This window comes from Streptomyces sp. NBC_01426, assembly GCF_036231985.1.
In the GTDB taxonomy this organism is placed as follows: domain Bacteria; phylum Actinomycetota; class Actinomycetes; order Streptomycetales; family Streptomycetaceae; genus Streptomyces.
The window spans coordinates 2746403-2767840 of the sequence record NZ_CP109500.1 but is presented as its reverse complement, the minus strand read 5'-3'; the positions used below and the strand labels follow the sequence as shown (position 1 = coordinate 2767840).

The window sequence follows — 21438 nt, the reverse complement described above, 5'->3', positions numbered from 1 at the left end:
TCGGACGCGTCAGACGTCCCGGCGGTCGACGATCACGTACGAGGCCGTCACCGCGGCGCCGGTCACCAGCAGGAGCAGCAGCATCTGGGGCAGGTCGCCGGGCACCCTCGTGTCGTTGCCCGTCGGCATGCCGAACAACTGCATCATCGCCACCGGCACGTTGTACTGGAGGACGATCTCCCCGATCCGGGCCGAGGCCTCCCAGTAGCTGAGCATCCCGCCGATCACCGGCGGCAGCGTGACCAGGCCGAGCATCAGGGTGATCGCCCCGGCGGAGTGCCGGACCATCGCCCCGATCGCGAGGGCGAGCACCCCGAGCAGCGTGACGTAGAGGCAGCCGACGAGCGCGCCGCTCCACTCCCCGAAGGTGTGCGGCCCGGCGGCGGGTCCGTTGTGCACGGCCATCGCGGCGGCGGCCACCACGAAGACCGAGCCGACCGTCGCCGCCAGGGCCGTGGCACTGAAGACGAGGTACTTCGCGGTGAGCACCCGGTGCCGGTCGGGGGCGGCGGTGAAGGTGGTGCGGACCAGGCCGGTGCCGTGCTCGGAGGTGATGGTCAGGACGCCCAGCACGATCACCGCGAGCTGGCCGACCAGCAGGCCGAACAGCGCCGGGGTGGTGAACGGCATCGCGACGTAGTCCTGGTCCGCGGTCTGGGACACGAAGAGCAACCCGATGCCGACGACGATCACGACCAGCGACCCGAGGGCCCAGATCGTCGAGCGCACCGAGGTCAGCTTGGTCCACTCCGAGGCCACCGCGTGCCCGACGTGCGGCCGGGTGTCGTCGTGCGGCGCACCGGGCACGGTGGGGGCGGTCGCGGTCGGGCCGGTCATCGGGTGTCCTCGGGGTTGCTCTGGGTGGCGCCGGCGAGCTCGCCGGGGTTGCCGGGCATCAGGAAGGGCCGCGCGTCCGCGCCGGGCGGCGGGGGCGCGTAGAACCCGTTCTGCGGCACCTCGTGGGCCGCGTCCGCCTCCCGCTCCGGCACGCTCAGCGGCTCCGGTTCCCACAGCTCGGCCCGGGGGTCGTCGGTGGAGGTGTACTGGACGGAGGACTGGGTCATCCGCATGTACGCCTCCTCCAGCGAGGCCCGGTGCGGTGACAGCTCCCACAGCCGTACGCCCGCCTCGTGCGCGAGGTCGGACAACTGCGGCAGGTCCAGCCCGGTCACCCGGAGGGCGCCGTCGGACTCCTGGAGCACCCGACCACCGGCCTTGCGGAAGGCTTCACCGAGCGTGTCCCGGCCAACCCGATCGGTCTCGGCCGCGCGCACCCGAGCGAATCCGGCCGAGTTGTGCGTGATGAACTCCTGGGTGCCCATGTCGGCCAACAGCCGCCCCCGGCCGATCACGATCAGGTGGTCGGCGGTCAGCGCCATCTCGCTCATCAGGTGCGAGGAGACCAGGACCGTACGGCCCTCGGCGGCGAGCCGGCGCATGAGCGTGCGCACCCACAGGATGCCCTCGGGGTCCAGACCGTTGACGGGCTCGTCGAAGAGCAGTACCCGGGGATCGCCGAGCAGGGCGGTGGCGATGCCGAGCCGCTGGCCCATGCCGAGGGAGAAGCCCTTGGTGCGCTGTCGGGCCGCGTCCTGGAGGCCCACCACGGCCAGGACCTCGTCCACCCGCTTCTCCGGGATGCCGGAGAGCTGGGCGACGGCCAAGAGGTGGGTTCGGGCGCGACGGCCCCCGTGCATGGCCTTCGCGTCGAGGAGCGCGCCGACGTGACGTTGCGCGTTGGGCAGGTCGCGGAACGACATCCCGCTGATGGTGATATGGCCGGAAGTAGGCCTGTCCAGCCCGACGATCATGCGCATGGTGGTGGACTTGCCGGAGCCGTTGGGCCCCAGGAATCCGGTGACGTGACCTGGCCTGACCTGGAAGGACAGCTGGTCGACGGCGGTCTTCGCGCCGAAGCGCTTGGTCAGGCCGACTGCCTCGATCATGGTTCTGCCCCTTAGCAGGCCGGTACGACTCTCGCCCGTGTAAGGGTTAAGAGGATATCCAGTCTCCTACGGTTCCGTCTCGGCCGTCATCCCTGAGGTGCCCCTGAGACCAACCCGAAGATCCCCCGTAGTACGGCGGACGTCCGTCTCGGGACGGACATCCGCCCGCACTCGTCCGTCACACGGGGGTGGCCGGGCCCGGCCCCTCCGTCACGCGTCGCGCTTCCTGAGGACCAGGAACCCGGCGAGCACGGCGGCCAGCGTCCACAGGGCCATGATCCCGAAGCCGCCCCAGGGCCCGTAGGGCGGCGCGTCCCCGCCCGCCGCACCCGGCGGGACGACCTGCATGATCCGGGAGCCGGCCTGATCCGGGAAGTACCGGGCCACCTTCCGGGTCGCCTCGACGGCCCCGAGGATGGTGGAGATCATCAGGAAGAACGGCATCAGCACGCACAGGGCGAGCATCGAACTGCGCAGCATCGTGGCCACGCCCATGGAGAACAGGGCGATCATGGCCATGTAGAGCCCGGCACCGATCACCGCGCGCAGGACGCCGGGCTCGCCGATCCCCACGCTGCGCCCGCCCAGCAGGGCCTGCCCGAGGAAGAAGGACAGGAAGCTCGTCGCGAGGCCCACGATCAGCGCCAGGGCGGTGGCGACGATGAGCTTGCCGAGCAGCAGGCTCCCGCGGCGCGGCACGGCCGCGAGCGAGGTGCGGATCATGCCCGAGCTGTACTCGGTGCCGACGACCAGCACCCCGAAGACGATCATGGCGAGCTGGCCGAGGGCCATCCCGGCGAAGGCCGACAGCGTCGGGTCGAAGGTGAGCTGCTCCTGCGGAGGCATGTCGTCGAACGAGGCGTTGATGAACGCGCAGAGCCCGGCGCTCACGCCGACCGTGACCACGAGGGCGGCGACGAGCGTCCAGGTGGTCGAGGCCACCGTGCGGATCTTGGTCCACTCGGACGCGAGGACGGCGGGGAAATCAGCCATGATCACTTCCCCTTCCGCTGCGCCGCGTCATACGAGGAGCCCCAGGCCGGTCCGGACCCGGGCGGGTCGGGGAGCACGTCGGCCGGCCCGGGACCGGGCGGTGTGCCGGGTGCTCCCGCCGCGTGGGCGTGGTACTCGACCGAGTCCGCCGTCATGCGCATGAACGCCTCTTCCAGGGACGCCCGCTGTGGGCTGAGCTCGTGCAACACGACCCCGTGCCGGGCCGCCAGCTCGCCGAGTCGCTCCGATTCCACACCGTCGACCTCCAGCGTTCCGGTCGCCGGGACGGAGATCGCGTCGATGCCCTCCTCGTGCAGGAGATCCTTCAGCCGCTCCTGCTGGGGCGAGCGCACCCGCACGTAACTCCGTGAGTTCTGCCGAATGAAATCGGCCATCGACAAGTCGGCGAGCAGCTTTCCCTGCCCGATGACCACCAAATGGTCTGCGGTCAGCGCCATTTCGCTCATCAGGTGAGAGGAAACGAAGATCGTCCTCCCCTCGGCGGCCTGCGCTTTCATGAGATTCCTGATCCAGAGAATTCCCTCGGGGTCCAGACCATTGACGGGTTCGTCGAACATCAGGATCTCCGGATCACCGAGCAGTGCGGCGGCGATTCCAAGCCGCTGCCCCATGCCGAGCGAAAATCCTTTCGACTTCTTCCGCGCCACGGCCGTCAGTCCGACCTGGTCCAGCACCTCGGAGACCCGACTCCTCGGGATCCGGTTCGACTGGGCCAGGCAGAGAAGGTTGTTGTACGCGCTGCGTCCGCCGTGCATGGCCTTCGCGTCCAGCAGAGCCCCGATGTGCGTGAGCGGCTCCGGCAGGTCCCGGTAGCGCTTCCCGTCGATCCGTACCCGCCCGGCGGTCGGATTGTCGAGGTCGAGCATCATGCGCATCGTCGTCGACTTCCCCGCCCCGTTGGGGCCGAGGAAGCCGGTCACCACCCCGGGTCTGACCTGGAAGCTGAGGTTGTCCACTGCCGTCTTCGCACCGAAGCGTTTGGTGAGGCCCTCAAGCTCGATCATGCGGCCACGCTAGAACGGCAGAGGGCCCCACGCCACCTCAAACAGGTGACACAAGGCCCTCGGTACCAACTGTCCGGCGCAATGGCGTACGACGCCTACGCGCGGTGCCGTACTAGCGGCTCTGCTGAGCCGGAACTCCACGCGTGACCGGCTCGTCGTCGATCGGGGAGCCGGCGGCGGCCACGGCCGCACCGGTCAGCGTCGCCAGCATCTCGCGGACGTTGGTCAGCTGCGCGTTGATCGAGTCGCGGCGGTTGGTGAGCGCCGCCAGCTCGCGCTCGGACTCGCTGCGGATCCGGTCCGCCTTCGCGTTGGCGTCGGCGACGATGTCCTCGGCCTGACGCTGCGCGGTCTCCACGGTCTGACGCGCGCGACGCTCGGCGTCGGTACGGAGCTTCTCCGCCTCCAGGCGCAGCTGCTCCGCGCGGTGCTCGATCTCCGCGAGGCGCTTCTCCGCCTTGGCCTGACGCGAGGCCAGGTCGCGCTCGGACTGCTCGCGGCGCTTGGCCAGGTTGGTCTCGAAGTCCGCGGCGGCCTGGGCGGCCTTGGCGCGGGTCTCCTCGAAGAGCGCGTCGGCCTCCTCGCGCTTGGAGGCCGCGTCCTTCTGGGCCTCGGAGCGCAGGGTGGCGGAGTCGCCCTTGGCCTTCTCGACGATGCGGACGCCCTCGTCCTCCGCCTTCGACTTCCGGTCGGCGGCGAACGACTCGGCGTCGTTGCGCACCTGCTGGGCGGCCGACTCGGCCAGCTCGCGGTGCTGCTCGGCCGCGCGACGGGCCTCCTCGCGAAGGTCCTTCGCCTCCTCCTCGGCCAGTCGCAGGATCTTCTCGACCCGGGCACCGAGGCCGGCGTACGACGGCTCCGCGTCGCTCACCTGCGCCTGGGCGTTCTGCGTTTCGAGGTGCAGCTCCTCGATCCGCTTTTCCAGAGAGTTGATACGTCCTAGTGCGCTGTCGCGGTCGGAGACCAGCTTGGTAATGCGGTCGTCCACCTGACCGCGGTCGTAACCACGCCGCACGAGCTCGAAGCCGAAGGGGGAGGAAGTGTCGCTCATGGGGTTCCTGTCGAATGAGACCGATGAGGTGCTACGTGAGGTGTTAGGGGAATCCTAGGCGCCCAGACGGCGTGTCATCGAGTCAATCCGCGTTTGATCTGGACAATGACACCCCTTTTGAGTGGCAAGGCGACAGAATGCTTGTCACCCGTTCGCCTGAACCTCCATCAGGAGCACACATCTTCATGTGCTGACTAGCTCTCTGACGACTTGCCACTCGAACGAGTGGAACCCGCTGCCGCTCCGGCCTTCACGCCCCCCGCGCCCTGACCGCCGACCGTCGGCTTTCCGCCGCCCGAAGGCGCCTCGAATGATTCCAACGCCTCAAGAACGTCCTGGACACGGGAGATCTCCGCCTGAATGTCCTCGCGCCGGCGCACCAGGACCTCCAGCTCGCGGCGGCCCTCGTCGACCAGACGCTCGGCCTCCGCCTTCGCCTCGGCGAGGGTCCTCTCGGCCTCGCGGGTCACCTCGGCCTTCTTCTGCTCGGCCTCCTTGAGCAGCGCCTCCGCCTTGCGCACGGCGGCGATGCGGACCTTGCCGGCCTCGCTGCTCGCCCCCGACACCAGCTCCTTGGCCTTCTTGTCGGCCTCGACGCTCTGCTCGGTCGCCGCCCGCACCAGCTTGTCCACGCGCTCGCCCGCGGACTTCATCTGCTCCGCGGACTCGCGGCGGGCCCGCTCGTGCAGTTCCTCGACCTCGGACTCGACCCGGCCGCGCAGCTCCTCCGCCCGCTCCCTTATGGCGGCGGCGTCCGTACGCGCCCCGACCAGCAACTCGTTCGCGTCCGTACGGGCCTTCTCCACCGTGGAGTTGCCCTCGACGGTCGCCTCCGAGGTGATCCGTGCGGCCTCCTTGCGGGCCGCGTCGACCATCGCGTCGGCCTGCTCCTCGGCCGCCGTGGTGGCGGCGAGGGCCTGCTGCTGCGCGTCGGTGGTGAGCCTCTCCGCCTCCGCCGAGGACTCCGTGATGAGCCGGTCCACCTGCTCGGCGGCCTCGCTGCGACGCTTGTTGGCCTCCTCGCGGGCCTCGTCCAGCAGCCGCTCGGACTCCGTACGGGCCTGCGCGCGGGTGCGCTCCGCCTCGCTCGCCGCCTCCGCCTTGACGCGCTCGGCCTCCGACCGGGTACGGGTCGCGTGCTCCTGCGCCGAGGACAGGGTCTCGGCGGCCTCCGTGCGCAGGCGTTCGGCCTCCGCGGCGGCCTCGCCGACCGTCCGCTCGTTGTCCTTGCGGGTCTCCTCGGTGAGCTTCTCCGCTTCGGCGGCGGTCTCGGTGATGAGCCGGTCCACCTGCTCGGCGGCCTCGCTGCGACGCTTGTTGGCCTCCTCGCGGGCCTCGTCGAGCATCCGCTCGGATTCCCGTTCGGCGCTCGCCAGCGTCTCGTTCGCCGCCTCGGTGACCCGCTCGGCCTCCGCGGTGGCCTCGCCGATGATCCGGCCGCCCTCCTCGCGGGACTCGTCCAGGATCCGAGCCGCCTCGGTGCGCAGCCGCCGGGCCTCCTCGGCCGCCTCGCCGACCGTGAGGTCGTTGGCCGCCCGCGTCTCGACCGTCATGCGCTCGGTCTCGGCCGCGGCTTCCCCGATCAGACGGGCGCCCTCGGCGCGTGCGTCGTCCAGGATCCGAGCCGCCTCGGTGCGCAGCCGCTCGGCCTCCGTCGCGGCTTCGCCGACCGTGGCCGCGTTCGCCGCGAGGGTCTCCTCGGTGAGCCTGTCCGCCTCCGACGCCGCCTCGGTGACGAGTCGGTCCGCCTGCTCGGCGGCCTCGCTGCGCAGCCGGTTGGCCTCGGAGCGGGCCTCGTCCAGCGTGCCCGCCGCCTCGGCGCGGGTCGCGTCGGCCGCGGCCTCGGCCTCGGAGGTGAGTCGGGCCGCCTGCTCGCCGGCCTCCTCGACCGTGGCGGCGTTCGCCGCGCGGGTCTCCTCGGTGTGCAGTTCCGCCAGCCGCGTGGCCTCGTCGACGATCCGGGTGCCCTCGGCGCGGGAGGCGTCCAGGGACTCCGCGGCCTCGCCGCGGATCCGGTTCGCGTCGTCCCGGGCGTCCGCCCGGGTCCGGGCCGCGTCCCGTTCCGCCGCAGCCAGCGCGTCGGTGGCCTCGGTGCGCAACCGCTGCGCGTACTCGGCCGTGTCGGTGCGCAGTTGTTCGGCCTCGGCGATGGCGTCGCCGACCGTGCGCTCCGCGAGGGCCTTCGCGGCGTCCGTCTCGACCCGGGCCTCGGTGCGCAGCCGGGTGGCGTCCTCGGACGCCCGCTCGCGCTCCGCGTGGGCGTCGGCGCGGACCCGTCCGGCCTCTTCCTCGGCCTCGTCCCTCGTGCGCGCGGCGGAGTGTTCGGCCGCGCTGCGCAGCCCGACGATCTCCTCCTCGGCCTGCTCGTGCAGCCCGGCCACGGCGTCCCGTACCTGCTGGGCGGTCGTCTCCGCGGCCGACACGACCTCGGACGCGCGCCGCTCGGCCTCCTCGGTCAGCCAGACCGCCTCGGCCTGTGCCTCCTCGGAGCGCTTGCGGGCCTGCGCCAGCAGTTCCTCGCTCTGCTCGCGGGCCTGGGCCCGCTCGTTCTCCGCGTCGGTGCGCGCGGACGCCAGCGTCTCCTCGGACTCCCGGCGACGCCGGGCGGCCTCCTCCTGCGCGGCGGCCAGCGCCTCCGCGGCCTCCGCGGCGACCCGCTCGGCGGCGGCCTTGGCCTCCGCGCGCAGCCGGTCGGCGGTCTCCTGCGCCTCCGAACGCACCCGTTCGGCCTCGGACTCGGCCTCGCCGCGCAGCCGCACCGCGACCTGCTCGGCCTCCGCGCGCACCCGGCCGGCGTCCTCCGCCGCGTCCGTGCGCAGTTGGTCGGCCTCCGCCTCCGACTGGGCCTGGAGGGTACGGATCCGCTCCGCCGCCTCGGCGCGCAGCCGGTCGCTCTCCTCCGTGGTCTCCCGGCGGATGTTCTCCGCCGAGGTCCGGGCGTCGCGCAGCGTCTGCTCGGCCGTGGTCAGCCGGTTCTCGGCGTCCGTGTGGAGCCGGACCAGTTCCTCGTCGGCCTCCGCCCGCTTCGCCGCCAGCGCCTGCTCGGTCTCCTCGCGCCGGGCCCGCGCCGCCGCGTCGGCCTCGGCGCGGACGGACTCCGCCTCCTCCTCGGCCTCGGCGCGCAGCCGCTCGGCCTCGGCGCGGGTGCGCTCCAGGGTCTCCTCGGCCTGCCGGCGCAGGGTCCCGGCCCGCTCCACGGCCTCGCCGCGGACCCGCTCGCTCTCGGCGGTCGCCCCGCCGCGCAGCTCGTCCGCGTCCGACTTGGCCTTGCCCAGCAGCTCCTCGGCGGTCCTGGCCGCCTCCTCGATCTGCTGGACCGCCTCGCGGCGGGCCTCGCCGCGGATCCGCTCGCCCTCGGCGACGGCCTCCGCGCGCAACTGCTCGGCCTCGCCGCGCAGCCTGCGGGCGTCCGCCTGGAGTTCGACCGTACGGGCCCGGTACTCCTCGGTGTCGTCCTTCGCGGCGCCCTTGAGTTCGTCGGCCGTGGCGGCGGCCTGCACGCGCAGCCGGTCGGCCTCGGCCTCCGCCTCGCGGCGGATCCGCTCGGCCTCCTCGGACGCGGCGCGGGTGGTGGCCCGGGCGTCCTCCGAGGCCTTGTTCAGTACGTCCTCGGCCGTGCGGGCGGCCTTCGCCAGCTGAGCGGCCGTGTCCTCGGCGGCGGCGGCGCGGGCCTGCTCCCCGGCCTCGGCGCGCAGCCGTTCCATGTCGGCGCGGGCGTCGGCCAGCAACTGTTCGGCCTCGCCCTTGAGGACCTCGGCCTCCTTGGTGGCCTCGCCGACCAGCCGGGCGACCTGCTCCTTCGCGGTGCGGGTGCGCTGCTCGTTGACGGACTCCGCCGAGGCGAGCTGCCGTGCGGCGCTCTCCTTGGCCTCCGCGAGGAGGGTCTCCGCCTCGGCGCGCGCGGTGCGCAGCGCGGAGTCGGCCTCCTGGACCCGGGACTCCGCGACGCGGCCGAGGTCCATGGTCTGCTGACGGGTCTGCTCGGCCTCGGCGGAGGTGGTGCTCCGCAGCCGTTCGGCGTGCTCGGTGGCCTCCTGCGCCTGCGAGGAGGCGGCGGTCAGCAGCCGCTCGGCCTCCTTGCGGGCCCGCAGCAGGGTGCTCTCGGCCTCGGTACGGGCGGCCTCCGAGTCGGCGGTGAGCCGGCGTCGGGCCTCCTCCGCGAGCCGGGCTGCCTCGGCGCGGGCGGTGTTCAGCGCCTGCTCGGCCTCGGTGCGGGACTCCTCCATGAGCCGGCGCGCCTGGGCCTCGGTACGGGCGCGCAACTGCTCGGCCCAGGCGACGTTCTCGTTGACGTGCGCCTCGACGGTCTGGCGGCGCTCGTTCAGCTCCTGGTCGAGGCGCTGGCGGCGGTTGACGGCCTCGCTGTGCAGTTCGGCCTGGAGGCGTGCCTGGTGTTCGGCGTGCTCCTGGAGGATCCGCTGGGTCTGGGCCCGGGCGTCGCGCAGCTCGCGTTCGGCGTCGGAGCGCATCTGGTCGGCCTGGATCTGGGCATTGCGGAGCAGCTGCTCCGCCTGGTAGCCCATGTCCGCGCCGTCGTAGGCGGGGCGGGACGCGAGATTGCGGCGTACCTCATGGAGCTTGGCGCGCAGCACCTCGACCTGGTAGCCCAGGTCCTCGGCGTGCTGGACGGCCTTCCCGCGCTCCTTCTTCAGCCGCTCCATCTCGGCTTCGAAGCGCGAGAGATGGTCGACCTCGGCCTGGTGGCTCTCCTGGCTTTCGTAGCCCCGCACAGCGCGGTCCCATCCGTCCCCTGGTCGCAAGCTCACTCCCAATTGAGCATCGCTCGCCCGCTGAACGACGCCCCCGGGGAATGGTGTCAGATACCGGGGCAGGGCTCACAGGCCCCGACCTCGTCTCCGCACCGAACCCCGGCCGAGCCATGGCCACTCTACCGGCCGGAGAAACGGGACATCAGTGCGCTTGGGTGCGCATCGCCTGGCAGGGAGCCCGAAGAACGCCTGTCAGCAGGGGCGGAGCGGGGTGTACCCGTGGGTACGAACAGATCTTCAGACGAGCTGACCGGTGGTGGTCGCAGTCGATCACCGGCGCCGGCGGGTGACGGGCCGCCGGCCGCGGGGACGGCCGCCGCGTTCGCGCACGCGCACGGACCCCGGGCCGGTGTCCGAACCCGCCGACCCCCTTCTTCGGCCCGCCCGGCAGCGGAAACAGCCGTTCCGGAACCGTGTCGCGCGCCGGCAGGCATGACGCAACGCAAACCTCCGCGCGAGGCGTCACGACCGGTCGTCCGACGACAGGGCTTAGGCCCTGTCGTCAAAGTCTCGCCTGGCCCGCGGCGCCCGGTACCGCACCTCGCCGCGTTGTCGGGGCACCCGAGTACGTCCAGTACACGGGCGCCCCTCCGCCTTGCGATGCACAGCACCGGACACCGCGGGCCCCACCGGCGCCACTTCGACGACAGGACCTAGTGACCTTCCGCCGCCTCCGGGGCGGAGGTGACCAGTTCGGTCAGGACGCCGTGGCAGTCCTTCGGGTGCAGGAAGGTGATCCGGGATCCCATGGAGCCGATGCGGGGCTGGTCGTACAGGACGCGGACGCCCTTGCCGCGGATGGCCTCGGCGTCGCCGTCGACGTCCTCGGTCCCGAAGGCGATGTGATGGACGCCCTCCCCGTTCTTGGCGAGCCACTTGCCGACCGCGGAGTCCTCCCTGGTGGGCTCCAGGAGCTGGAGGTAGGAGGCGCCCCCGTCGGAGGTCTCGTTGATCTTGAGCATGGCCTCGCGGACGCCCTGCTCCTCGTTGACCTCGGAGTGGAACACCTCGAATCCGTACGTGGCACGGTAGAACTCGACAGTCTTGTCGAGGTCGAAGCAGGCGATCCCGATGTGGTCGATTCTTGTCAGCATGGGACCAGTGCACAGCTCGGGAGGGGCGTCACGCAACGTGCCAGCGATCACACCGACTGGCCGGTGACTGCGCGGGTACTGCTCAGTACATTCAGGTAAACCCTCGTTCACTCCTCAGCTTCCCCGCTGAAAGGGGATCCGCCATCATGTCCGGAACGAACAACACCACTTCGGTGATCGTCGCAGGGGCCCGCACGCCCATGGGGCGCCTGCTGGGCTCGCTGAAGTCCTTCTCGGGTGCCGACCTCGGCGGCTTCGCGATCAAGTCCGCGCTGGAGCGGGCCGGGATCTCCGGAGACCAGGTCCAGTACGTGATCATGGGCCAGGTGCTCCAGGCCGGCGCGGGTCAGATTCCCGCCCGACAGGCCGCCGTCAAGGGCGGGATCCCCATGAACGTGCCCGCGCTCACCATCAACAAGGTGTGCCTCTCCGGGCTCGACGCCATCGCGCTCGCCGACCAGCTCATCCGCGCCGGTGAGTTCGACATCGTGGTCGCGGGCGGCCAGGAGTCGATGACCAACGCCCCGCACCTGCTGCCGAAGTCCCGCGAGGGCTTCAAGTACGGCGCCATCGAGATGCTCGACGCGATGGCCTACGACGGCCTCACCGACGCCTTCGAGAACATCGCGATGGGCGAGTCCACCGAGAAGCACAACACCCGCCTGGGCATCGAGCGCGCCCCGCAGGACGCGTTCGCCGCGTCCTCGCACCAGCGGGCCGCCGCCGCGCAGAAGAACGGCGTCTTCGAGGCCGAGATCACCCCGGTCGAGATCCCGCAGCGCAAGGGCGACCCGGTGGTCTTCTCGCAGGACGAGGGCATCCGCGCCGAGACCACGGCCGAGTCCCTCGGCAAGCTGCGCCCCGCCTTCACCAAGGACGGCACCATCACCGCCGGCACCTCCTCGCAGATCAGCGACGGCGCCGCCGCCGTGGTCGTGATGAGCAAGGCCAAGGCGGAGGAGCTCGGCCTGGAGTGGATCGCCGAGATCGGCGCGCACGGCAACGTGGCGGGACCGGACAATTCGCTCCAGTCGCAGCCGTCGAACGCCATCCTGCACGCCCTGAAGAAGGAGGGCCTGGAGGTCTCCGACCTGGACCTCATCGAGATCAACGAGGCCTTCGCAGCGGTCGCCGTGCAGTCAATGAAGGACCTCGGCGTGACCCCGGAAAAGGTGAACGTCAACGGCGGCGCCATCGCCCTGGGGCACCCGATCGGCATGTCCGGCGCCCGGGTCGTGCTGCACCTGGCCCTGGAGCTGGCCCGGCGCGGCGGCGGTGTCGGCGCGGCGGCCCTGTGTGGCGGCGGCGGCCAGGGCGACGCCCTGATCGTGCGCGTGCCCGGCGCGAAGGCGTAGGTGTCACGAGGATGACGACGGTGGACGTCCCCACACTGGTGGCCCAGGCCCGAGAAGGCCGACCCCGGGCCGTGGCCCGGCTGATCTCACTGGTCGAGGGGGCGTCCCCGCACCTGCGCGAGGTGATGGCCGCCCTGGCCCCGCTCACCGGCGGGGCGTACGTGGTGGGACTCACGGGCTCTCCGGGCGTGGGCAAGTCCACGTCCACCTCGGCGCTCGTCTCGGCGTACCGCAAGGCCGGCAAGCGCGTCGGGGTGCTCGCCGTGGACCCGTCCTCGCCCTTCAGCGGGGGCGCGCTGCTCGGCGACCGGGTGCGCATGTCGGACCACGCCTCCGACCCGGGGGTCTACATCCGCTCCATGGCCACCCGCGGCCACCTGGGCGGTCTCGCCTGGGCGGCGCCGCAGGCGATCCGGGTGCTGGACGCGGCCGGGTGCGAGGTGATCCTGGTCGAGACGGTCGGGGTCGGGCAGTCGGAGGTGGAGATCGCCTCGCAGGCCGACACCTCGGTGGTGCTGCTGGCGCCCGGCATGGGTGACGGGATCCAGGCCGCGAAGGCGGGCATCCTGGAGATCGGCGACGTGTACGTGGTCAACAAGGCCGACCGGGACGGCGCGGACGCGACCGCCCGGGAGCTGAACCACATGCTCAGCCTGGGGGAGTCCCGGGGCAAGGGCGACTGGCGGCCGCCGATCGTCAAGACGGTCGCCGCGCGGGGCCAGGGCATCGACGAACTGGTCGAGGCGTTGGAGAAGCACCGGGCCTGGATGGACGAGCGCGGTGTGCTGGCCGAGCGGCGCACGGCCCGCGCCGCCCGGGAGGTGGAGACCATCGCCGTGACGGCCCTGCGTGCCCGGATGGCCGATCTGCACGGGGACGCGCGTCTGGACGCGCTCGCCGCCCGGGTGGCCGTGGGGGAGCTGGACCCGTACGCGGCTTCGGACGCCCTGCTGGCGACGCTCACCGATGCGGACTCCCAGGGGCGACCCTAAACTGGCAATCGCCCGGAATGGCCCGAAGGATCCCCTGTAAGGGAGTGGTGTCATGGCGAAGCGCGGCAACAAGAAGCGAGCCCGCAAGAAGAAGAAGGCGAACCACGGCAAGCGTCCCAACGCCTGACCGCACACGAAGAGGGCCGCGCCCCCGAGCCGGGGCGCGGCCTTCGTCGTGTCCGGGCGAAGGGGACGACCTAGTTGTCGTCGTCGTTGTCGTCCCCCGAGTCCGACGTGGACGCGGTGGCCTTCCCCGACGTGGGGTCGACGTGGACGTGCTTGGTCGAGCCGTCGCTCGCCCTGACCTCGATGTCCCAGTAGGTGCTGCCGTTGTCGTCGTCATCGTCCCAGTCGACGGACCAGACCTTGGCGCCCTTGTTGGCGGCGAGGGCCGCGGCCATCGCCTTCTTGGCGTCGACCTTGGCGGCGATCAGGGGCGCGTACTCCTTGCCGTTGTCGTCGTCCGTGTCGCGGGTGGTGGCCTTGCCGGCGGAGTCGACCTCGACCTCGGTGTTCTTGCCGTTCTTGGCGATCACGTTGACGTGCCAGACGGCGCCGTCCTTGTCGAGGGACTCGACGACACCCGGGTGGTGCTTGAGAGCCGCGGCGCTCGCGCTTTCTGCGGTCACGTCGGCGCGGGCGGCGGTGGCCGTGGTCGTGGTCCGGGCCGTGTCGCCGGTGGCGGCGAGGGCCGCCGCGGTCGGGCCGCCGACCGTCAGGGCGGCGGCCGCGGCCGCGGAGATGATCACGTTGCGCTTCATGGGCAGTACCTCCTCGGGCCGGCCCCGGCGCCTACGGTTGCTCGGCGGGTGGACCGGCGGGCGATATCGACCATTCTGCGATCGATCGCAGAATCCGGCGCGGGGAGGGCCGTCAGCCCTTGCCGCGGTTGTCCCGCAGGTGCTCCGCCACGGGGCGCAGGGATTCGCGCAAGGCCGCCAGGGCGGCCGGCGGCAGCAGGTCGATGAAGTGCTGTCGCACGGACGCCACGTGGTGCGGGGCGACCTTGCGCATGGTCTCCATGCCCTCGTCCGTGAGGACCGCGAACAGGCCGCGGCGGTCGGACTCGCAGTTCACCCGGCGGACCAGTCCGGCCGCCTCCATTCGGGTGATCTGGTGGGAGAGCCGGCTCTTGGACTGCAGGGTCGCGGTCGCGAGGTCGCTCATCCGCATCCGGTGCCCCTCCGACTCGGAGAGGTTCACGAGGATCTCGTAGTCGTTGTTGGTGAGCCCGAAGGGCTGGAGATCCTTTTCCAGCTGGTGCATCAGCAGCCTGCTGACGTCCAGGTGGGTGCGCCAGGCGCACTGCTCGGCGTCGGTCAGCCAGCGCGTGGCCGTCTCGGTCTCCATGGTCTCCATGACTGAACTCTACCTAAAAAGTTGAATTGCGTACAAAAATAGGACGATCGCAGTACGAGGTCACAGCCCGAAGCGCCTCTGCAGATCACCCAGCTGTCCGGGCATCCGCGGCACGCCGATCTGACCGAGCGGCCCCTGACCGGCCCCGGGAACACCCTGCGCGTTGCCCGTCGCCGCGCCGGCGCCGACCGCCCCGACCGCCTGCTCCGCCATCAACATCTCCGACGACTGGAGCAGCACCGTGCCCGCCCCCACGAACTCGAACTGGTGCTCCTCGCCCGAGGAACCGCCGATGCCCGTCAGCGAGCGCAGGCCGCCGATCACGCCCGACATGTACCCGTGGTCGTAGTGGTGGCAGGGGGAGGGGCAGTCCGCCCAGCCCACCAGCGCCTGCGGGTCCACCCGCAGCGGCGGCTCCATGAACACCACCGGCCCGTTGGACGCGGCCACGAACTTCCCGGTTCCGATCAGCGTCAGGAAGCCCGGCACGATCGACTGCTTCAGCGCCAGCGTCGGCTGGTAGGCCAGCAGGTTGCCCGACCGGATCGTCAGGTTGCCCTTGTCCAGGTCGTACGAGTTCACGTCGAAGGCCCGGTCGGCCAGCAGCATCTTGCCCTGACCCTCGGCCACCACCCAGTCCGCGGCGTGCAGGGGCGAGTGGAAGCTCGTGCGCAGCAGCCGGTCGAAGCGGCCGTTGCCGATGCCGTTGAACTCGATGCTCCCGTAGTACGAGATCATCTTGCCCTTCTGCAGGAACCACTGGCTCCCCTTGAGCTCCACGCAGAAGGTGTACGCGTTCACGTTGTCGTCGGAGGGCAGCGTGTACGGGTCGAAGACCGTCGGACCTCCCGGTCCACCGGTCACGGGGCCAAAGTTCACAGCTTCTCCTCCGAGGCCTGTACGTACACCGCGCCCTGGCCCGACAGCTCCAACTGGAACGCCTCGCCCGAGCCGCGCCCCACCATGTCGCGCCAGCCGAGCGCCGTGGAGAGCTTGTTCCTGACGTCCCCGTGGTGGGCGACGTACGCCTGCGGGTCGACGTGCACCGGCCGGTTCGGGGTGATGGGCAGCTCGATGACCCCGCCGTGGGCCATGACGGCCACGGAGCCGTGCCCCTTGAGGGTGGTGGTGAACAGGCCCTGGCCGGACACCTGACCGCGGACCATGCCCATGACGCCGCCCTGCGCGCCCATGAACATCGTGCCCTGCTGGAGGGTGCCGTCGAAGGCGAGCAGCCGGTCCGCCTCCACGTACAGGGTCTCGCCCGACAGGTTGATCACCTGGATGTGGTGGCCGCCGTGGCCGAACATCACGGTGCCGCTGCCCTCGACCGACATCAGCGGCGTCTGTTCGTTCGCCACCCGACGGCCGATCATGCCCATGACCCCGCCCTGACCACCGGTCAGGCTCGGGGTGAAGGAGACCTCGCCCCGGTACGCGAGCATCGCCCCGCGCTGGCTGTACATCTTCTGCCCCGGGACGACCTGCGCCTCGACCATTTTGGAGTTGACCTCGCGGAACGGCATCAGACGTCGCCCCCGATGGTGTTGCGCTCGCTGGGCTGCACGTAGACCAGGCCCTCGCCCTCGAAGCGGATCTGGAACGCCTCGCCCGAACCCTCGCCGATCAGGGTGCGGAAGTTCACGCCCGACTGGAAGGACTGCCGGAGGTTCCCGGTGTGCGCGACGTACGCGCCCGGGTCGACCGACAGCGGGTACTGGGCGCTGACGCGCAGCACGACCGCCGGACCGTCGGACATGATCGCGGCCTGGCCGGAGCCCTCCACGGTCGTGGTGAACAGGCCGTTGCCCGACGTCGCGCCGCGCAGGCCGGTGAAGGTCGTGCCGGTGCGCAGACCGGCGTCGGTGCACAGCAGGTTGCCGGCCTCGACGTGCAGCTTCTCGCCGCGCAGGTGGACCAGATTGATCTCGCTCGCGCGGTCGGCGAAGAAGCAGGTGCCCTGCCCCTGGACCTCCATCACCGTCATCTGTTCGCCGGTCAGCCGGCGGGTCACCATCCCGCGGAGGCCTTCGCCACCGCCGGTCATCTTCTTGAAGGCCATCTGGCCGTCGTACGCGACCATGGAGCCGTTTTTCGCTTTGACGGCGTCCCCGGTCAGGTCGACGGCGAGCACCTTGCTGCCTTGGAGTCGGAACTGAGCCACGGGATGACGTTATCCGCAGAGTGCGGGACCGAACAGGGCTTCGTGGCCGATATCCGCCACACTCGGTCGTTCCCGGGTACCCCGGTCAAGATCCCGAAGTGCGGCTGAGACACTGGGAAGGACCCCCGGCCTCCTCCCGCGAAGGTTCCACGTGGACATCAAGACCGCTTCCGCCCTGCACCGGCTGCGCCTCATCTCCGTACCGGAGGCCCTGTCGTTCCCGGCCCTGCTGATCTTCGGCTCGCTCCTCAGCCGGGTCTCCGACATCGACTACCTGATGATGCCGCTGGGAATCCTGCACGGGATCCTCTTCGTCATCTACGCGGTCTTCCTGCTCGACGTCTGGAACAAGGCGAAGTGGCCGCTGAAGAAGGTGGCGCTGTTCTTCCTGCTGGCGCTGCTGCCGTTCGGCGGGCTGTACGGGGACCGGCTGCTCAAGCGCGAAGAGGCCGACAGCGTCCTGGCCGCGCGGGCGCGCGAGGCGGCCCGCGCATGATCATCGCGTTCTCCGTGACCCCGCTCGGGGTGGGCGAGGAGGTCGGCGAGTACGTCGCCGACGCGGTCCGTGTCGTACGGGAGTCCGGGCTGCCGAACCACACCGACGCGATGTTCACGACCGTGGAAGGCGACTGGGACGAAGTGATGGACGTGGTGAAGCGCGCCGTCGCCGCCGTGGAGGCGCGGGCGCCCCGGGTCTCCTTCATCCTCAAGGCCGACATCCGTCCCGGTGTCAGCGACGGCATGACCTCCAAGGTGGAGACCGTCGAGCGCCACCTCGCCGCCGGCTCCGAGGGCTGACGCCCCCGCACCCCTCGTGACGCGAAGCGCCCCCGGCCGACCAGGCCGGGGGCGCTTGCGTGTTGCCCCGCCGGGGCCGGCGCGCTCACCCGGACGGCCCCCGCGCTCACCCCGGGGGCGCCGGCTCGGGACCGTCCGGGGCGCCGCCGCAGCCGGGTGCGGCCAGGAGCAGGAGCACGAGGCCGAGTGCGGCGGGGACGCGGCGGCTGCGGAACGGGGGGTGACGGCCTGGCATCCGGCGGCTTCCTCGCGACGAAGGGGCGGGCAGCGGTCCGGCACATCGTGACATGTCGGGCATCGAGGGGCCCGGTCCGCAACACCGTGCGCCGCCGCCCGCCGCCCGCCGCCCGCCGCCCGCCGCCCGCCGCCCGCCCTCCCGTCGGTACGAGGCTCCCGTCAGGACGGGGAGGACCCGGCACCGGGATCGGCGCCCGTGGCCAACGCGATGGCCAGGGGCGTGCGTTCGTAGAGGATCCGGTGGCCGTGCCGGGACGAGAGGAGGAGCCCCGCCGACTGGAGGGTCTTCAGGTGGGCCGAGACGGTGGACGGCGCCAGGCGGAGTCGGCTGGCCAGCGCCGAGGTGGACGCGGGTTCCTCCAGGGCGCGCAGGATCTCGGCCCGGGCCCGCCCCAGCAGCCGGGTGAGCGCCTGCGGGGTCGGCCCCTCCGAGGCCGCCCACAGCGCCCCGATGCCCCGGGCCGGGTAGACGACCGTCGGCTGCCACGGCGGGTCGTAGCCCCCGACCACCTCGGGCCAGACGAACGCGCTCGGCATCAACAACAGGCCCTGGCCGTCGAGCGAGCGGTCGTGGTGCGTGCGCCGGTCGATGACGAGGGTGTCCCCGGACCACCGCAGGTCCGGGTGGAGCCCGTCGAAGAGGGCCTCCAACCCGCCCGCCGCGAGCCTGCGGGAGTGGAAGAGGACGTCCGCCTCCAGCAGGGCCCGCAGCCTCGGCCAGTGCGGGGCGACCAGGCAGGTCCAGGCCCGCTCCAGCAGGTCCGCCAACTCCCGCACGGCCCGCTCCGGATCCGCCAGCAACCGCTGCCCGATCTCGCTCTCCGCGGCCCCCGGCGTACACACCAGGGAGCGCCGCAGGTCCTCTCGGGCCGCGCCCGGATCGGCCGCGCGCACCCGGGCCAGCTCCTCCTCGAAGGTCACCGACGGGCCGGACGGCGGCGGGCTGAGGAAGTCCGGATTGTGCCCCTTGTCGGGCATCAGCAGCCACAGCGGACGCAGGTCCAGGCCGTCCGCCGCTTCACGGATCCCCCGCAGCCAGGGCAGGTGGTAGGCCTGGCGGTTCCGGTACAGCAGGACCCGGACCGCCTCGTGCGTCTCCCAGCGCGGGGAGATCGAGAAGCGGCAGCGCAGCAGGTCCACCGGACCGAAGCGGTAGTGGTACGGCATCGACCCTCCCGAGGCCCCGAGGGCTCCCCGGCGGCCCTCACGGCGGAAGGCGGGGCGAAGATCGGGGGCGAAGATTCGGCGGGGAACGAATCCCTGCCCCCGGAGCCTAGTCCCGACCAGGCTGGCCGCATGGCAACCGTCAACCAACCGGCCGTCGATCACGCGGCGGACCCGGCCGACCCCGGATACCGGGCCGTCTTCCGGGTCCGGGAGTTCCGGAGCGTCTTCGCCGCGCACCTGATGTCCGTGCTCGGCGTCGTCGTCGCCGAGATCAGCCTGACCGTCCTCGTGTACCGGCTGACCGGCTCACCGCTGATGAGCGCGCTCACCTTCGCCCTCGGATTCCTCCCCTACGCCCTCGGCGGCACCCTGCTCGCCGGGCTCGCCGACCGGTACCCCGCCCGCCGGGTGCTCGTTGGCTGCGACCTCGTCTGCGCGGCCTGCGCGGCGGCCATGGTCCTGCCCGGCACCCCCGTCGCCGGGCTCCTCGCCCTGCGCTGCGCCATGTCGTTCGTCGCACCCCTCTTCCAGGGCGCCCGCAGTGCCTCGCTCGCCGACATCCTCGGGACCGGCGACGTTTTCGTCCTCGGCCGGTCGCTGCTGCGCATGGTCGCGCAGAGCGCCCAACTCATCGGATTCGGCCTCGGGGGGCTGCTGCTCACGGTCCTCCCGCCCCGCGGGGCCCTCGCGCTCACCGCCGCCGGCTTCCTGGGCTCCGCGCTCCTGCTGCGCCTCGGCACGGCGGCCCGACCCGCCCGCGCCGGCGCCGGCGGCACCCCGCTCGGCGGGCTGCGGGCCGTCTTCGGGCACCGCCGGACGCGCGTGCTGACGCTGCTGTTCTGGCTGCCGCCGGTCTTCGTCGTGGTCCCCGAGGCGCTGCTCGCCCCGTACGTCGACGGCATCGGCGCCGGAACCGTCGCCCTCGGCCTGCTGATGTGCGCGCTGCCCGTCGGCACCATCGCGGGTGAACTCTGGGCGGGCTCCGTACTCACCGCCCGAACGCGTTCGCGGATCGTGGCCCCGCTCGCGGCGGCCGGCCTGTCGCCGCTCCTGCTGTACGCCGCGCGGCCGGGCATCGCCGTCACCCTGGCGGCGCTGCTGCTGGCCGGGCTGGCGCACGCGTACACCCTCGGGCTCGACCGGATGTACGTGGACGCCGTGCCCGAGGAGCTGCGCGGTCGGGCGATGACCCTGCTCGGGACCGGGATGATGACCCTCCAGGGAGTCGGCATGGCCCTGGCCGGGCTCGCCGCCGAGTTCCTGCCGGTCCACGTCGTCGTCACCGCGTCGGGGGTGCTCGGCACCCTCGTCGTCCTGGCCCTGCTGGCCGAATTGCGCGCCTGCGCCCCGGCCGCCGGGGGGCCGAGGGATGAGACGGGGCTGACCGCCAAATGACCGCCCGGTAGGGTCTGGTGGATGCCCAAGCCGCTCAGCCTTCCCTTCGACCCCATCGCCCGCGCCGACGAACTCTGGGAGCGCCGCTGGGGTCCGGTGCCCTCGATGGCAGCCATCACCTCGATCATGCGGGCGCACCAGATCCTGCTCGGTGAGGTCGACGCCGTGGTGAAGCCGTACGGACTGACCTTCGCCCGGTACGAGGCCCTCGTGCTGCTGACGTTCTCGCAGGCCGGCGAGCTGACGATGTCGAAGATCGGCGAGCGACTGATGGTCCACCCGACCTCGGTGACCAACACCGTGGACCGGTTGGTGCGCTCCGGACTGGTGGCCAAGCGGCCCAACCCGAACGACGGGCGCGGCACGCTCGCGTCGATCACCGACAAGGGTCGCGAGGTCGTCGAGGCCGCGACCCGGGACCTGATGGAGATCGACTTCGGCCTCGGGGCGTACGACACCGAGGAGTGCGGGGAGATCTTCGCCCTGCTGCGCCCCCTGCGGGTGTCCGCGGGCGACTTCGACGAGAAGTAGTTCCCGCACGCGGGGCCCGCGTCGGGCACGGGCGTCGGGCACGGGCGTCGGGCGCGGCGTCGATCGCGATCTCGCTCACGGGGCCCGCGTCAAGATCGCGCAAAACGGACGGTTAGGCTCGTGGCCATGAAACGAAGCGTGCTGACCCGGTACCGGGTGATGGCCTTTGTCACTGCCGTGATGCTGCTGGTGCTGTGCACCTGCATGGTTTTCAAGTACGGCTTCGACAAGGGCGCCGACCTGACCTTCGTGGTCTCGCAGGCCCACGGCGTGCTCTTCATGATCTACCTGGTCTTCGCCTTCGACCTGAGCTCCAAGGCCCGGTGGCCCTTCGGGAAGATGCTCTGGGTCATGGTCAGCGGAACGATTCCGCTCGCGGCCTTCTTCGTCGAGCGCAAGGTCCGCGCCGAGGTCGAGCCGCTGGTCGAAGACGGTCTGACCACCGCCAAGGCCTAGCGTCGATGCCGGCGCGCGGCTCGCGGCGCGCCTGAGCGAACACCCCCGGGAAGACTCCCCGGGGGTTTGCCATCGACATTTACTAGGACGTCCTAGTAAATTCATG

22 protein-coding genes are annotated in these 21438 nt (G+C 71.7%); 8 read left to right on the top strand and 14 right to left on the bottom strand.

What is annotated here, in order from left to right:
• Nucleotides 1-9: 9 nt before the first annotated feature.
• The 7 genes from OG906_RS11895 to mce all read right to left on the bottom strand — a co-directional run bounded on the left by OG906_RS11895 (nucleotide 10) and on the right by mce (nucleotide 10878).
• The gene (locus OG906_RS11895; RefSeq protein ID WP_329442375.1) at nucleotides 10-837 is read right to left on the bottom strand and encodes an ABC transporter permease; all 828 of its coding nucleotides are present in this window, start codon (nucleotides 835-837) and stop codon (nucleotides 10-12) included.
• Entirely contained in the window at nucleotides 834-1946 is a 1113-nt protein-coding gene (locus OG906_RS11890; RefSeq protein WP_329442373.1) for an ABC transporter ATP-binding protein, read from the bottom strand. The genes OG906_RS11895 and OG906_RS11890 overlap by 4 nt, the downstream gene beginning before the upstream one ends.
• A gap of 210 nt (nucleotides 1947-2156) precedes the next feature.
• A complete protein-coding gene (locus tag OG906_RS11885; RefSeq protein ID WP_267797995.1) occupies nucleotides 2157-2939 on the bottom strand; it encodes an ABC transporter permease subunit in 783 nt (260 codons plus the stop codon).
• Nucleotides 2940-2941: 2 nt separating this feature from the next.
• Complete coding sequence (locus OG906_RS11880; protein WP_329442370.1) at nucleotides 2942-3964, bottom strand: ABC transporter ATP-binding protein; 1023 nt, start codon at nucleotides 3962-3964, stop codon at nucleotides 2942-2944.
• Nucleotides 3965-4076: 112 nt separating this feature from the next.
• Entirely contained in the window at nucleotides 4077-5015 is a 939-nt protein-coding gene (locus tag OG906_RS11875; protein ID WP_053677477.1) for a cellulose-binding protein, read from the bottom strand.
• 194 nt (nucleotides 5016-5209) lie between these two features.
• Nucleotides 5210-9745, bottom strand: a complete 4536-nt coding sequence (gene scy / locus OG906_RS11870; protein ID WP_329442368.1) for a polarized growth protein Scy — start codon at nucleotides 9743-9745, stop codon at nucleotides 5210-5212.
• A gap of 692 nt (nucleotides 9746-10437) precedes the next feature.
• Entirely contained in the window at nucleotides 10438-10878 is a 441-nt protein-coding gene (gene mce / locus OG906_RS11865) for a methylmalonyl-CoA epimerase (RefSeq protein WP_267797992.1), read from the bottom strand.
• Between the two features lie 146 nt (nucleotides 10879-11024).
• Here mce and OG906_RS11860 point away from each other — a divergent pair, with 146 nt between their 5' ends.
• The 3 genes from OG906_RS11860 to OG906_RS43610 are packed head-to-tail and all read left to right on the top strand — an operon-like array spanning nucleotide 11025 to nucleotide 13352.
• Nucleotides 11025-12233, top strand: a complete 1209-nt coding sequence (locus OG906_RS11860) for an acetyl-CoA C-acetyltransferase (RefSeq protein ID WP_267797991.1) — start codon at nucleotides 11025-11027, stop codon at nucleotides 12231-12233.
• Nucleotides 12234-12244: 11 nt separating this feature from the next.
• A complete protein-coding gene (gene meaB, locus OG906_RS11855) occupies nucleotides 12245-13225 on the top strand; it encodes a methylmalonyl Co-A mutase-associated GTPase MeaB (RefSeq protein ID WP_267797990.1) in 981 nt (326 codons plus the stop codon).
• Nucleotides 13226-13277: 52 nt separating this feature from the next.
• A complete protein-coding gene (locus OG906_RS43610) occupies nucleotides 13278-13352 on the top strand; it encodes a 50S ribosomal protein bL37 (protein ID WP_099895366.1) in 75 nt (24 codons plus the stop codon).
• A gap of 70 nt (nucleotides 13353-13422) precedes the next feature.
• On the opposite strand, the gene OG906_RS11850 is transcribed toward OG906_RS43610, so the two are convergent.
• From OG906_RS11850 to OG906_RS11830, 5 genes are all read right to left on the bottom strand, one after another.
• A complete protein-coding gene (locus OG906_RS11850; protein ID WP_329442363.1) occupies nucleotides 13423-13986 on the bottom strand; it encodes a PepSY domain-containing protein in 564 nt (187 codons plus the stop codon).
• 112 nt (nucleotides 13987-14098) lie between these two features.
• Complete coding sequence (locus OG906_RS11845; protein ID WP_053677716.1) at nucleotides 14099-14575, bottom strand: MarR family winged helix-turn-helix transcriptional regulator; 477 nt, start codon at nucleotides 14573-14575, stop codon at nucleotides 14099-14101.
• A gap of 69 nt (nucleotides 14576-14644) precedes the next feature.
• On the bottom strand, nucleotides 14645-15448 hold the full coding sequence (locus OG906_RS11840) for an AIM24 family protein (RefSeq protein WP_267825773.1): 804 nt from the start codon (nucleotides 15446-15448) through the stop codon (nucleotides 14645-14647).
• Nucleotides 15449-15459: 11 nt separating this feature from the next.
• Nucleotides 15460-16110, bottom strand: coding sequence for an AIM24 family protein (locus OG906_RS11835; protein WP_267797987.1), 651 nt, complete (start codon nucleotides 16108-16110; stop codon nucleotides 15460-15462).
• Nucleotides 16110-16748 carry an AIM24 family protein gene (locus OG906_RS11830; protein ID WP_329442361.1) on the bottom strand — a complete coding sequence of 213 codons (639 nt, stop codon included), beginning with the start codon at nucleotides 16746-16748 and terminating at the stop codon, nucleotides 16110-16112. Before OG906_RS11830 ends, OG906_RS11835 begins: the two co-directional genes overlap by 1 nt.
• Before the next feature lie 151 nt (nucleotides 16749-16899).
• Between OG906_RS11830 and OG906_RS11825 the strand changes: the two genes are divergently transcribed.
• Together OG906_RS11825 and OG906_RS11820 are read left to right on the top strand one after the other, a co-directional pair.
• The gene (locus tag OG906_RS11825; protein ID WP_267797985.1) at nucleotides 16900-17244 is read left to right on the top strand and encodes a DUF3817 domain-containing protein; all 345 of its coding nucleotides are present in this window, start codon (nucleotides 16900-16902) and stop codon (nucleotides 17242-17244) included.
• A complete protein-coding gene (locus tag OG906_RS11820; RefSeq protein WP_267797984.1) occupies nucleotides 17241-17546 on the top strand; it encodes an MTH1187 family thiamine-binding protein in 306 nt (101 codons plus the stop codon). The genes OG906_RS11825 and OG906_RS11820 overlap by 4 nt, the downstream gene beginning before the upstream one ends.
• A gap of 106 nt (nucleotides 17547-17652) precedes the next feature.
• On the opposite strand, the gene OG906_RS11815 is transcribed toward OG906_RS11820, so the two are convergent.
• Together OG906_RS11815 and OG906_RS11810 are read right to left on the bottom strand one after the other, a co-directional pair.
• The gene (locus tag OG906_RS11815; protein ID WP_329442359.1) at nucleotides 17653-17781 is read right to left on the bottom strand and encodes a hypothetical protein; all 129 of its coding nucleotides are present in this window, start codon (nucleotides 17779-17781) and stop codon (nucleotides 17653-17655) included.
• 161 nt (nucleotides 17782-17942) lie between these two features.
• Complete coding sequence (locus tag OG906_RS11810) at nucleotides 17943-18950, bottom strand: ArsR/SmtB family transcription factor (RefSeq protein ID WP_329442357.1); 1008 nt, start codon at nucleotides 18948-18950, stop codon at nucleotides 17943-17945.
• A gap of 129 nt (nucleotides 18951-19079) precedes the next feature.
• Between OG906_RS11810 and OG906_RS11805 the strand changes: the two genes are divergently transcribed.
• The 3 genes from OG906_RS11805 to OG906_RS11795 all read left to right on the top strand — a co-directional run bounded on the left by OG906_RS11805 (nucleotide 19080) and on the right by OG906_RS11795 (nucleotide 21332).
• Entirely contained in the window at nucleotides 19080-20345 is a 1266-nt protein-coding gene (locus OG906_RS11805; RefSeq protein WP_329442355.1) for an MFS transporter, read from the top strand.
• 21 nt (nucleotides 20346-20366) lie between these two features.
• Nucleotides 20367-20876, top strand: coding sequence for a MarR family winged helix-turn-helix transcriptional regulator (locus OG906_RS11800; RefSeq protein ID WP_053677500.1), 510 nt, complete (start codon nucleotides 20367-20369; stop codon nucleotides 20874-20876).
• Nucleotides 20877-21002: 126 nt separating this feature from the next.
• Complete coding sequence (locus OG906_RS11795; protein ID WP_053677720.1) at nucleotides 21003-21332, top strand: DUF3817 domain-containing protein; 330 nt, start codon at nucleotides 21003-21005, stop codon at nucleotides 21330-21332.
• The last annotated feature ends 106 nt before the right edge of the window (nucleotides 21333-21438 follow it).

Excerpts from the sequence above, each read along its gene's own strand:
- OG906_RS11895 (WP_329442375.1), bottom strand. The coding sequence starts at position 837 with ATGACCGGCCCGACCGCGACCGCCCCCACCGTGCCCGGTGCGCCGCAC.
- OG906_RS11890 (WP_329442373.1), bottom strand. The coding sequence starts at position 1,946 with ATGATCGAGGCAGTCGGCCTGACCAAGCGCTTCGGCGCGAAGACCGCC.
- OG906_RS11885 (WP_267797995.1), bottom strand. The coding sequence starts at position 2,939 with ATGGCTGATTTCCCCGCCGTCCTCGCGTCCGAGTGGACCAAGATCCGC.
- OG906_RS11880 (WP_329442370.1), bottom strand. The coding sequence starts at position 3,964 with ATGATCGAGCTTGAGGGCCTCACCAAACGCTTCGGTGCGAAGACGGCA.
- OG906_RS11875 (WP_053677477.1), bottom strand. The coding sequence starts at position 5,015 with ATGAGCGACACTTCCTCCCCCTTCGGCTTCGAGCTCGTGCGGCGTGGT.
- mce (WP_267797992.1), bottom strand. The coding sequence starts at position 10,878 with ATGCTGACAAGAATCGACCACATCGGGATCGCCTGCTTCGACCTCGAC.
- OG906_RS11860 (WP_267797991.1), top strand. The coding sequence starts at position 11,025 with ATGTCCGGAACGAACAACACCACTTCGGTGATCGTCGCAGGGGCCCGC.
- meaB (WP_267797990.1), top strand. The coding sequence starts at position 12,245 with ATGACGACGGTGGACGTCCCCACACTGGTGGCCCAGGCCCGAGAAGGC.
- OG906_RS11850 (WP_329442363.1), bottom strand. The coding sequence starts at position 13,986 with ATGAAGCGCAACGTGATCATCTCCGCGGCCGCGGCCGCCGCCCTGACG.
- OG906_RS11845 (WP_053677716.1), bottom strand. The coding sequence starts at position 14,575 with ATGGAGACCGAGACGGCCACGCGCTGGCTGACCGACGCCGAGCAGTGC.
- OG906_RS11835 (WP_267797987.1), bottom strand. The coding sequence starts at position 16,110 with ATGCCGTTCCGCGAGGTCAACTCCAAAATGGTCGAGGCGCAGGTCGTC.
- OG906_RS11820 (WP_267797984.1), top strand. The coding sequence starts at position 17,241 with ATGATCATCGCGTTCTCCGTGACCCCGCTCGGGGTGGGCGAGGAGGTC.
- OG906_RS11815 (WP_329442359.1), bottom strand. The coding sequence starts at position 17,781 with ATGCCAGGCCGTCACCCCCCGTTCCGCAGCCGCCGCGTCCCCGCCGCA.
- OG906_RS11810 (WP_329442357.1), bottom strand. The coding sequence starts at position 18,950 with ATGCCGTACCACTACCGCTTCGGTCCGGTGGACCTGCTGCGCTGCCGC.
- OG906_RS11805 (WP_329442355.1), top strand. The coding sequence starts at position 19,080 with ATGGCAACCGTCAACCAACCGGCCGTCGATCACGCGGCGGACCCGGCC.
- OG906_RS11800 (WP_053677500.1), top strand. The coding sequence starts at position 20,367 with ATGCCCAAGCCGCTCAGCCTTCCCTTCGACCCCATCGCCCGCGCCGAC.
- OG906_RS11795 (WP_053677720.1), top strand. The coding sequence starts at position 21,003 with ATGAAACGAAGCGTGCTGACCCGGTACCGGGTGATGGCCTTTGTCACT.